Source organism: Inquilinus sp., assembly GCF_039594555.1.
Taxonomy (GTDB): Bacteria; Pseudomonadota; Alphaproteobacteria; order DSM-16000; family Inquilinaceae; genus Inquilinus.
This window is the reverse complement of sequence record NZ_JBCNNF010000236.1, coordinates 1-10,899: the sequence shown is the minus strand read 5'-3', so window position 1 is coordinate 10,899 and position 10,899 is coordinate 1. Positions and strand designations below refer to the sequence as shown.

Here is a 10,899-nt window from a genome sequence, read left to right as displayed (position 1 = left end):
CTGGGTCATGCACATATGCAGCCCCCACAACGCGGTGGCGGCGATCACCGCCCACACCCCCCCATCCAGCGCCAGCACCAAATCGGCCGCGACCAGCACGGCGAAGCCGAGGACCAGCAGCCGCTTCGGGTCGTGGCGGTCGGACAGCACCCCGACCGGATAGGCGGACAGGGCGTAGGCGACGTTCATCACCACCAGCACCAGCGGCACCAGGGCCAGCGCCAGCCCGGCCTCCTGCGCCTTCAGCACCAGGAACGCCTCGCTGAACCGCGCCAGGGTCAGCACCGCCGCCACCGCGACCACGCGCCAATAGGCGCCGCCCAGCCGGCGCAGCTCGTCGCGGCGGATCGGCGACCGCGCCGCCTTGGCCGGCCGTTGGGCCTCCGGCTCGTGCACGCCGCCGACCAGGATGGCGACCGAGACCACGGCCGGGATCACCGACAGCCAGAACACCAGCTGGATGTCGCCGCCGCTGGCCAGCATCAGCCCGATCGCCAGCAGCGGCCCGGCGAAGGCGCCGACGGTGTCGAGCGACTGGCGCAGCCCGAAGGCGGCGCCGCGGATCGCCGGCGGCGTCAGGTCGGCGACCAGCGCGTCGCGCGGCGCGCCGCGAATGCCCTTGCCGACCCGATCGATGAAGCGCGCCGCCAGCACCAGCCCGGCGCCGCCGGCCAGCGGAAACAGCGGCTTCGACAGGGCGCCGAGGCCGTAGCCGATCACGGCCAGCAGCTTGCGCCGGCCGAACCAGTCGCTGAGCACGCCGGAGAACACCTTGACGATCGAGGCGGTGGCCTCGGCCACGCCCTCGATCAGCCCGATCACCATGGCGCTGGCGCCGACGGTGGTGAGCAGGAACACCGGCAGCAGCGCATGGATCATCTCCGACGAGACGTCCATGAACAGGCTGACGAAGCCCAGCATCCACACGCCGCGCGGAATGGCAGCGCGGACGCCCGGGCTGACAGGAGTTTCGGCGGCCATCGGATGCTCCGTCTGCTGGTCGGTCCGGCTGGCGAAGGGCTGGCGGGATGTGCCGCTCGTCTAGGGCCGGCGGCGGGCGCCTGTCAACGGCGCCAGCCCCTCGGCCAGCATGGCGACCGGGCTCGGCATGGCAAAGCCGAAGGTGACCGACTGTCTGGGCCTACCACAACTCGCCGCTCTTCATCGTCACGCCCCAGAACGATACCTGCTCGAGCACCTGGACCAGCGGGCAAAGGTCTTCATAGAGGCCCATGAAATGTGCTTTGACATGCACCTTGTCGGCCACGTCGTCGGGCTGGACGATCAGCACATGCTCCGCCTTGCCGATTCCCCCAGTCTGCAACCAGATATGCCAGTACTTCTTTGACCTGACGCCACCCATGAAGCGCCAGGATGGCAAGTTCGGATCGACAATGGCGTCCCCCACCTGCCATCTGCCGCTTGGCGGGGCGACCATCTGTGGAAGCTCGGCCCTGATCTCGCCCGGCTTTTCGTGCTCGTCGAAGAGATGAAGGCTGCGCGCAACACTGAGATACACGGGCGCCGGCATGTCGGTCAGGTAGCCGTATTGCTGCATGCTGGGGATGCTCTTCCCCGACGATGCGGGCGAATAGGCGCAGGGAAGGTCTGGTTTCTCCCCGGAAACACTCGGTACCGGACTGGCTTCGGCCTCCGCCTGCCGATTGTCCGGGACAGGAGGCTGGGATTGGGTGCAGCCGACCAGGAGAAGCACCGCCAATACGCTGGTGAACACTCCGGTTTTCGCGATCATGACTTCATCCCCGCTTACATCCCCTGCCGCCGCGCCGCCAGCGGCGCCAGCCCATCCGCCAGCATGCTGACCAGGCCGCCTGCATAGGCGCCGTCCGGGTCCAGGTCCGGGTCGTAGATGGTGATGGTCAGGCCCAGGCAGCGCGGCGAGGCCACGAAACCGCGCAGCAGCTCGGCCAGGCCAGCATAGTCGAGTCCCGGGCTGCCGGGCGAATCCACCGCCGGCATCACCGTCTGGTCGAGGATATCGACGTCGAGATGGACCCAGAACGGGATCGCCGGCGTCCGGTCCAGCACGGCGAAGCTGCGGCGCAGCGCGTCCGGTAACCCCCGCTCCAGCAGCTCGAACATGTCGATGCGGGTGATCGCGGTGTCGGCGATGTCCTCCCAGCCCCAGTCGGGGTCGCGGCCCTCGCGCTCGCCGATCTGGATCGCCCGCTCGGCCGGCACCAGCGGGTCCGGCGCGCCGTCCCAGCGCAGCATCAGCGGGTCGCCCAGGCCGATCGCCAGCGCCAGGTCCATGCCGGCGGCGGAATGCAGCGGGAAATCCTCGTAGTTGCCCGGGTGGCGGAAATCGCTGTGGCCGTCGAGATGGACCAGCGCCAGCTCCGCATGCCGCCGCGCCCCGGCCAGCGCGCCGATCAGGATCGAGCAGTCGCCGCCGACCACGATGGGAAACAGCCGGTCGCGCAGCGCCGCGGCGACCGCATCCGTCACCCCTTCATTGAAGCGCCGGATCGCCGGGCCGTTGCGCAGCACCGTCCCCGGCTGTTTCTCGGTGCTGTAGCGCGGCCGCGCCAGATCAACCGTGCGGTCAGGCCGGAGCGCGACCTCCAGCCCCGCCTCGGTCAGCGCCTGCGGCCCGCGCCAGGTCCCCGGCTCATGCCCCGGCCGCAGCGGCCGGAGGCCCAGATTCGACGGCGCCCGGATCAGCGCCGTGCCGGCGATGCCGTCGGTCGGATATGCCATGCGTCCCTCCCCCATCCGGCCGCAGTATGGCCGGCTGTGAAGTTTCTTCCAAGGTGATGGGCCGGCACGCCGGCTACCGCGGCGGTGCGGGCTCGCCATATCCGGGCGGTCACGACATCTGAAAGGATCTCATCATGCGCCTGCCCCTCCACCACGCGCAGGGCTTCGGCGGCGCGCCGCTGGGCAACATGTTCCGCGCCATCCCGGAGGACGAGGCGATCGCCGCCGTCCGCGACGCCTGGGATGCCGGCATCCGCTACTACGACACCGCCCCCTTCTACGGCGCCGGCCTGTCCGAGATCCGCATGGGCCAGGCGCTCGCGGACAAGCCGCGCGGCGACTACGTGCTCAGCACCAAGGTCGGCCGGCTGATCCTGGACGAGATCGAGACCGGCACCCGCGACCAGGGCGAGAAGGGCGGGCTGTTCGCGGCCGGGCTGCCGAACAAATGGGTCTACGACTATTCCGCCGACGGCGCGCTGCGCTCGATCGAGGACAGCCTGAAGCGGATGGGCACCGACCGCATCGACCTGGTCTGGATCCACGACATCGCCGAGGATTTCCACGGCGAGCGCTGGCGCGAGATGCTGGACCAGGCGCTGGACGGCGCTGGACGGCGCCGGCCGGGCCCTGACCCGGCTGCGCGAGGAAGGCATGATCGGGGGCTGGGGCCTGGGCGTCAACAAGGTCGAGCCCTGCGAGGTCGCGCTGGACCGCGCCGATCCCGACGGCTTCCTGCTGGCCGGCCGCTACACCCTCCTGGACCACCGCCAGGCCCTGGCCGGGCTGATGCCGAAGGCCGAGGCGCGCGGCGCCGGCATCGTCGTCGGCGGGCCGTACAATTCCGGCATCCTGGCCGGCGGTGAGCACTATGAGTACCAGACGGCAACGCCGGAGATTCAGGCCCGGGTCGACGGGCTGAAGGCGGTGGCGGCGGAGTTCGGCGTAGACCTGCGCGCCGCGGCGCTGCAGTTCCCGCTGGCGCATCCGGCGGTGGCCGCGATCATCCCCGGCGCCAGCCGCCCCGGCCGCAGCGCCGAGAACCTGGCCCTGGCCGCCGCGCCGATCCCGGCCGGCTTCTGGCAGGCCCTGCGCGACCGCGACCTGATCGCGCCGGAGGCCCCGACGCCGCGGGGGTGAGCACCGGTGTGATCCGTCAAACGCGACCTGATCGCGCCGGACCGGCCGGAGACTGTTTGAGAATGCGCTGGCGTGAGTCGGCTGGTGGTGGTTTCGAGAACCGGAGCGCAGCGCACGTCTTGTGCGTGAGCACCGGAAGCGGAGAAACCGCCATCAGACGGCCGCGCCAGTAGCATTATCAGACGGTCCCCTACTCCTCCTGCTCCCGCCCGGTGATCAGCCGGGCGCTGCGCTGGCCGGTGGTGTAGATCCACAGCCAGCTCAGCGCCACGGTCAGGCGGTTGCGCAGACCGATCAGGAAGTAGATGTGGGCGAAGCCCCAGATCCACCACGCCAGCCAGCCGCGCAGCTTGATCCAGCCGAAATCGATCACCGCCGCCCGCTTGCCGATGGTGGCCAGGCTGCCGGCATGCTTGTAGCGGAACGGCCGCGGCTCCGACTTGCCCTCCAGCCGGGCACGGATGGTGTCGGCCACATGCTGGCCCTGCTGCTTGGCGGCCGGGGCGATGCCGGGCAGTGGCTGGCCGTTCCAGGCGTCGAGCCGGGCGGTGTCGCCGACCACGAAGATCTCCGGATGGCCCGGCAGCGTCAGGTCGGGCGCGATCATCACCCGGCCGGCGCGGTCGGCCTCCGCCCCCAGCCAGACGGCGGCGGGCGAGGCCTGGACGCCGGCCGCCCAGATCACCGTTTTCGCCGGGACGCGCTCAGCCCCGAGCTTCACGCCGTCGGCGTCGCATTCGGTGACGGCGTGGCCGGTCAGGATCTCCGCCCCCAGCCGCTCCAGCGCCGCCTTGGCATAGGCCGACAGGTCCTCGGGGAAGGCCGAAAGCACGCGCGGTCCGGCCTCGACCAGCAGGATCCGCGCCTCCTTGGGATTCAGCGCCCGGAAGTCCCGGGCCATGGTGTGGTGCGCCAGCTCGGCGATGGTGCCCGCGACCTCCACCCCGGTCGGGCCGGCGCCGACGATGACGAAGGTCAGCAGCGCGCGGCGCACCGCGGGATCGGTCTCGACCTCCGCCCGCTCGAAGGCCAGCAGGATGCGGCGGCGGATCGCGGTGGCGTCGTCGATGTCCTTCAGGCCGGGGGCGAAGGGCTCCCAGTCGTCATGGCCGAAATAGGCGTGGCGCGCGCCGGTGGCGACCAGCAGCGTGTCGTAGGGCACCGGCGCCTCGCCGCGCAGCTGCACCTGCCGCGCGGCCATGTCGACGCCTGTGACCTCGCCCAGGATGGTGCGCACCTCCGGCCGCCCGGCGACCAGGTGGCGGATCGGCCAGGCGATCTCCGACGGCGCCAGCGACGCGGTGGCGACCTGATACAGGAGCGGCTGGAACAGGTGGTGGTTGCGCCGGTCGATCAGGGTGATGTCGACCGGCGCGCCCTTGAGGCGGAGCACCGCCTGCAGCCCGCCGAAGCCGGCGCCGATGACGACCACGCGGTGACGCGCCTCGGTCATGATGATCCCCTCGCGGTGAGACTTGCCCCTCCGATATTGCGGTGCGGCGGGCCGTAACAACAGCGTCGCTTTGCCGCTCGCGGGGGTCTCAACGTTATCCGGACGGGGATGCCGGTCGATGCGGTGGCCTATGGACCAAGGCGCAAGCTTGGCCTCACCCCTGCGGCACCAGCGCCGCGACGTCGTCCCGGCCCTCGGCGCCCAGCCCCTCGACCACGCCGGCGCGGTCGGCGGCGGGGCGGTTCTGGCTCATCTTCCACTTGCCCTCCAGCCGGGCGATCGGCAGGGCAAAGCCGACGATGCCCTTAAGCTGGCCGCGCACGAAATCGGCTGGCGCGTCGGACACTGCCCAGGGCGCGGCCCGGCCGCCCTCGTGCCGCGCGGTCAGGCGGGTGACGAGGTCCAGCAGCCGGTCGGCATCGTCGAACATCTCCAGCGGCCCGCTGGCGTGGATCGCGACATAGTTCCAGGTCGGCACCACCTTGCCGGTCTGGCGCTTGGTCTCGTACCAGGACGGGGTGATGTACGCGTCGGGCCCCTGGAAGATCGCCAGCGCGTCCGTCCCCGCCGCGCCGCCGGAGGCATGCGGGTTGGCCTTGGCGAGATGGCCGTAGAGCGTGCCGTTCGGCCCGGCCGCCGGGTCCAGCAGCATCGGCACATGGCTGGCGACGAGGCCGTCGGCGCCGAGGCTGACCAGCGTGGCCAGGCCGGCCTGGCGGAGGACGTCGTGCAGGATCTCGATCCGGTCTTCCCGGAAGGCGGGCGGGACGTACATGGCAGAAACCTGGCGGGAGGGCGGAACCCGGCAGAGATGGCGATGAATCGGTCTGGCCGCCAGGACCAATCGCTTGCGGACGGCCGGACCAATTCCGGCGGCGGCGCACCGGCGGCATGCAGTTTCGGCAAGCCCCTGCGCTTCCGCCCCGCCGCCGCATGCTGCTATATCCAGGCCCAGCCCCTTCCCGCCCCGCATCTGGACCACGCCGATGATCCCCCGCTACAGCCGCCCCGAGATGACCCGGATCTGGGAGCCGGAGAACAAGTACCGGATCTGGCTGGACATCGAGGTCGCGGCGCTGGAGGCGATGGCACAGCTGGGTATCGTGCCGGAGACGGCGGTCAAGGCGGTGCGCGAGCGCGGCAACTTCAATGTCGCCCGCATCGACGAGATCGAGCGCGAGACCCGGCACGACGTCATCGCCTTCCTGACCAACCTGGCCGAGTATGTCGGGCCCGAGGCGCGCTTCGTGCACCAGGGCATGACCTCGTCGGACGTGCTGGACACCACGCTGTCGATCCAGCTGTCCCAGGCGATCGACCTGCTGATCGCCGATGTCGACCTGCTGCTGGCGGCGCTGAAGCGGCGGGCGGAGGAGCACAAGAACACCCTGACCGTCGGCCGCAGCCATGGCATCCATGCCGAGCCGACCACCTTCGGCCTGAAGCTGGCCGGCCACTGGGCCGCCTTCCGCCGCAACCGCGACCGGCTGGTGCAGGCGCGGCGCGAGATCGCCACCTGCGCCATCTCCGGCCCGGTCGGCACCTTCGCCTCGGTCGATCCCTTCGTCGAGCAGTATGTCGCCGATAAGCTGGGCTTGGCTGTCGAGCCGGTGTCGACCCAGGTGATCCCGCGCGACCGCCACGCCATGGTGTTCTCGGTGTTCGGCGTCGTCGCCTCCTCGATCGAGAACCTCGCCATCGAGATCCGGCACCTGCAGCGCACCGAGGTGCGCGAGGCGGAGGAGTTCTTCCACCAGGGCCAGAAGGGCTCGTCGGCGATGCCGCACAAGCGCAACCCGGTGCTGACCGAGAACCTGACCGGCCTGGCCCGGCTGGTCCGCGCCGCGGTGGTGCCGGCGATGGAGAACGTGGCGCTGTGGCATGAGCGCGACATCAGCCATTCCTCGGTCGAGCGGATGCAGGCGCCCGACGCCACCGTCACCCTCGACTTCGCCCTGTCGCGGCTGACCGGGGTGGTCGACAAGCTGCTGATCTATCCGGACCGGATGAAGGCGAACCTGGAATCGCTCGGCGGCCTCGTGTTCTCGCAGCGCGTGCTGCTGGCCCTGACCCAGGCTGGAATCAGCCGCGAGGACGCGTATCTGCTGGTCCAGCGCAACGCCATGAAGGTGTGGCACGAGGGCGGCAGCTTCCTCGACCGCCTGGCGGCGGACCCGGAGGTCACGATCCCGCGCGAGGAGTTGGCCCGCGCCTTCAGCTACGACTTCTACACCAAGCACGTCGACGGCATCTTCGCCCGCGTGTTTGCGGACGCGTGAGACCGGCGCCGGATTGATGGATCGTCATCCCGTGCGCGCTGCGGCACGCAGTGCCGCTGCGCAGACACGGGATCTCGGTGCCATTCTCGTGGAGATCCCGTGTCTGCAGCGCATCATTGCATGCTGCGCTGCGCACGGGATGACAGGTCTTGGTGTCTGACCGCTGGCAACGACCAGCACTCCCGGAGTGACGCGATGGACAAGAGCAAGCTTTCGGCCGCCAGCATCGCGGCGCAGGCGCTGGGCTGGGTCGACCCCGTGACCATGGCGGTCACCCCGGCGATCCACCCCTCCTCCACCTATATCCGCGACGCAGACAACCAGTACCGGTCCGGCCGGATCTACGCCCGGGACAACAACCCGAGCTTCGACCAGGCCGAGGCGGTGCTGGCGGCGCTGGAGGGCGCTGAGGGCGCCGCAGTCTTCGCCTCCGGCATGGCGGCCGCGACCGCGGTGTTCCTGGCACTGGCCCCGGGGGACCATGTGCTGGCGCCGAAGGTGATGTACTGGTCGCTGCGCAACTGGCTGGTGACCGAGGCCACCCGCTGGGGGCTGAAGGTCGAGCTGGTCGACACCCATGATATCGACGCTCTCCGCGCCGTGCTTCGGCCCGGCGAAACGAAGCTGGTGTGGCTGGAGACGCCGGCCAACCCGATATGGACCGTCACCGACATCGCCGCGGTGGCCGAGGCGGCGCACGCCGCCGGCGCCCGGGTGGCGGTCGATTCCACCGTGGCGACGCCGGTGCACACCCGGCCGCTGGATCTCGGCGCCGACCTGGTGATGCACTCCGCCACCAAATACCTGAACGGCCATTCCGACGTCATCGCCGGGGCGCTGGCCACCGCCCGCGACGACGAGACCTGGCAGCGGATCAAGCGCATCCGCGCCCAGCACGGCGCCATCCTGGGCCCGTTCGAGGCCTGGCTGCTGCTGCGCGGCATGCGCACGCTGGTGCCGCGGGTGCGCCAGGCCTCGGCCACGGCGCTGGCCATCGCCGAGCATTTCCGCGGCCACGACCTGGTCTCGGCCGTGCTGTATCCCGGGCTGGAGGACGCGCCGGGCCATGCGGTCGCCGCCCGGCAGATGCAGGGCGGCTTCGGCGGCATGCTCTCGGTCCGCGTCAAGGCCGGCGCCCAAGCCGCGATCGCCACCGCCGCCAAGGTCGAACTCTGGAAGCGCGCCACCTCGCTGGGCGGGGTCGAGAGCCTGATCGAGCACCGCGCCAGCGTCGAGGGCCCGACCAGCCCGGTGCCCGACGACCTGCTGCGCCTGTCCGCCGGCATCGAGGACCCCGCCGAGCTGATCGCCGACCTGGAGCAGGCGCTGAAGGCCGCCGTCGCCTGAGGCGGCGCCTCACGCCTCCAGCACCCCATCCACCGCGGCGGCGACCAGCCGGGCATAGGGGCCGCCACGATACAGCAGCTCCTCGTGCCGGCCGGTCTCGGCGATGCGGCCGCCCTCCAGCATCAGGATCCGGTCGGCGCTGCGGATCGTCGACAGGCGGTGGGCGATGACCAGCGTCGTCCGGCCGCGCCTCAGCTCGCGCACCGCCGCCTGCAGCGCCTGCTCGCTCTCGGTGTCCAGGTTCGACACCGCCTCGTCCATCACCAGCACCGGGGCGTTCTGCAGGAAGGCGCGGGCGATGGCGATGCGCTGGCGCTGCCCGCCCGACAGCCGCGCCCCGCGCTCGCCGCAGCGCGTGGCGTAGCCCTGCGGCAAAGCGCGGATGAAGCCGTCGGCCTGGGCCAGCCGCGCCGCCTGCTGCACCTCCTCCTCGCTCGCATCCGGGCGGCCGAGGCGAATGTTGTCGAGGACGGGCAGGTCGAACAGATGCACGTCCTGCGGCACGATGGCGACGCGGCGGCGCAGCTCCGCCAGCGGCAGGTCGCGTAAATCGTGGCCGCCCAGCGTGATGCGCCCGGCCGCCGGGTCCCAGAACCGCATCAGCAGGCTGGCGCAGGTGCTCTTGCCGGCGCCGGAGCGGCCGACCAGCGCCACCGTCTCGCCCGCCGCGATCGCGGCGTCGAAGCCGCTCAGCACCGGCCCGCGCTCGTCGTCATAGCCGAAGCCGACGCCCTCGAACCGCACCTCGGGCGCCAGCCCTTCCTCCGGCCGCGTCCGGCCGCGATCCTCGACCTGCGGCGCCTGGCGCAGGATGGTCAGCACCCGCCGTGTCGCCGCCTGCAGCGCGCCGAGCTGGCGGCCGGTCTCGGTCACCTGGGTGATCGGCGCCAGGGCGGCGCCCGCCAGCACCAGGGCCAGCGGGAACAGCGCCATCGGCAGCGCGCCCTGCGCCACCAGGCTGGCGCCGGTGGCCAGCACCGCCAGCACGGCCAGGGCCAGCAGGATGTCGATCGCCGCCGCCTCCAGCCCCGCCCTGGCGCCGTAGCGCAGCTGGTGGCCGTGCAGGGCCGCCGTCCGCCGCATCAGCCGGTCGAGATAACGGCGGCCGTGGCCGAAGATCGCCAGCTCGCGCAGGCCCTGGACGCCCTCGACCACCTCGGCGTTCAGCCCGCCCAGCTCGGCCCGCAGCGCCTCGCCCAAGCTGATGCCCCTGCCCAGCGCCCCCGACGAGGAAGCGCGCGCCGCTTTGTTCGAGAAGCCGGCGGAGCTGGATCTGCCCATGCCCGCGCCGCCTCCACCACCCCGCCCGAGCATGGAGCAGCTCCTTCGGTCGATCGAGGCCCCCGCCCTGCCCTTGCAGGAGGAGAATCGCCGCCCGGAGCCCAGCGCGGAGGAGCGCGACGCCATCGTCGCGGCCTGCCTCGCGGAGATCGTGGCGGACGAGGGCGAGAGCTTCCGCCCGGCCGCCGTGCTCTTCCAGGATTTCGGCGTGCGCTGCCGGATGCGCGGGCTCAATGATTCCGGGCTGGACCTGGCCGGCTTTCGCACGCGCCTGTCATTGGCCCGCGCCGGCCTCTACGCCGGCATCGGCGAGGGCGACCCGATGGCCGATGCCGCCTGCGAGGCCGAGGCACTGCCTGAGGATGCGCGCGGCGTCTTCCTGCTCATCGCCCGCGCCGCGCTGGAACGCGCGCCCTGCCCTTCCGATACGGAGATCGCCCGCGTCTACGGCACCCACTCGACCGGGCGGGCCAAGCGGCTGCTGTCCTTCCTGGAAAGCCAGGGCGCGATCGTCATCCGCGTCGATCTGCGCGGCGGCCGGGCCATCGCGTTGCCCGCGCTCGGCTGGACCACCGCCGTATCGGACAAGGCCGCTGCCGAGGGTTGAGGGTTGGTTCGCGAATGCGCCGAAGGCGCATTCTGCCGCACCAGCCCGCTCCCCCACCCGGCCACCCACAA

At 71.4% G+C, this 10,899-nt stretch carries 10 protein-coding genes and 1 pseudogene; 5 read left to right on the top strand and 6 right to left on the bottom strand.

What is annotated here, in order from left to right; genetic code table 11:
- The 3 genes from ABDW35_RS22825 to ABDW35_RS22815 form a co-directional block, all read right to left on the bottom strand.
- On the bottom strand, positions 1 to 981 hold a 981-nt coding region (locus ABDW35_RS22825; RefSeq protein ID WP_343716180.1), incomplete at its 3' end, for an MFS transporter.
- A gap of 160 nt (positions 982 to 1,141) precedes the next feature.
- Positions 1,142 to 1,753 (bottom strand): hypothetical protein, encoded by a 612-nt coding sequence (locus ABDW35_RS22820; protein ID WP_343716179.1) that lies wholly within the window; start codon positions 1,751 to 1,753, stop codon positions 1,142 to 1,144.
- Between the two features lie 14 nt (positions 1,754 to 1,767).
- A complete protein-coding gene (locus ABDW35_RS22815) occupies positions 1,768 to 2,721 on the bottom strand; it encodes an arginase family protein (protein ID WP_343716178.1) in 954 nt (317 codons plus the stop codon).
- 134 nt (positions 2,722 to 2,855) lie between these two features.
- Here ABDW35_RS22815 and ABDW35_RS22810 point away from each other — a divergent pair.
- Positions 2,856 to 3,254, top strand: a pseudogene (locus tag ABDW35_RS22810) (aldo/keto reductase); the annotation flags it as partial.
- A gap of 121 nt (positions 3,255 to 3,375) precedes the next feature.
- Positions 3,376 to 3,861, top strand: a complete 486-nt coding sequence (locus ABDW35_RS22805; protein WP_343716177.1) for an aldo/keto reductase — start codon at positions 3,376 to 3,378, stop codon at positions 3,859 to 3,861.
- Positions 3,862 to 4,051: 190 nt separating this feature from the next.
- On the opposite strand, the gene ABDW35_RS22800 is transcribed toward ABDW35_RS22805, so the two are convergent.
- Both ABDW35_RS22800 and ABDW35_RS22795 read right to left on the bottom strand, forming a co-directional pair.
- Positions 4,052 to 5,314, bottom strand: a complete 1,263-nt coding sequence (locus ABDW35_RS22800) for an NAD(P)/FAD-dependent oxidoreductase (RefSeq protein ID WP_343716176.1) — start codon at positions 5,312 to 5,314, stop codon at positions 4,052 to 4,054.
- Positions 5,315 to 5,468: 154 nt separating this feature from the next.
- The gene (locus ABDW35_RS22795; RefSeq protein ID WP_343716175.1) at positions 5,469 to 6,089 is read right to left on the bottom strand and encodes an FMN-binding negative transcriptional regulator; all 621 of its coding nucleotides are present in this window, start codon (positions 6,087 to 6,089) and stop codon (positions 5,469 to 5,471) included.
- Positions 6,090 to 6,300: 211 nt separating this feature from the next.
- On the opposite strand from ABDW35_RS22795, the gene purB reads away from it, so the two are divergent.
- Positions 6,301 to 7,593: an adenylosuccinate lyase gene (purB, locus tag ABDW35_RS22790; protein ID WP_343716174.1), complete on the top strand. Its 1,293-nt coding sequence runs from the start codon at positions 6,301 to 6,303 to the stop codon at positions 7,591 to 7,593.
- A 195-nt stretch (positions 7,594 to 7,788) separates the two neighbouring features.
- Positions 7,789 to 8,940: a PLP-dependent aspartate aminotransferase family protein gene (locus ABDW35_RS22785; protein ID WP_343716173.1), complete on the top strand. Its 1,152-nt coding sequence runs from the start codon at positions 7,789 to 7,791 to the stop codon at positions 8,938 to 8,940.
- 9 nt (positions 8,941 to 8,949) lie between these two features.
- On the opposite strand, the gene ABDW35_RS22780 is transcribed toward ABDW35_RS22785, so the two are convergent.
- Entirely contained in the window at positions 8,950 to 10,221 is a 1,272-nt protein-coding gene (locus ABDW35_RS22780) for an ABC transporter ATP-binding protein (protein WP_343716172.1), read from the bottom strand.
- A 31-nt stretch (positions 10,222 to 10,252) separates the two neighbouring features.
- Here ABDW35_RS22780 and ABDW35_RS22775 point away from each other — a divergent pair, with 31 nt between their 5' ends.
- Positions 10,253 to 10,828 carry a hypothetical protein gene (locus tag ABDW35_RS22775; RefSeq protein WP_343716171.1) on the top strand — a complete coding sequence of 192 codons (576 nt, stop codon included), beginning with the start codon at positions 10,253 to 10,255 and terminating at the stop codon, positions 10,826 to 10,828.
- Positions 10,829 to 10,899 lie beyond the last annotated feature (71 nt).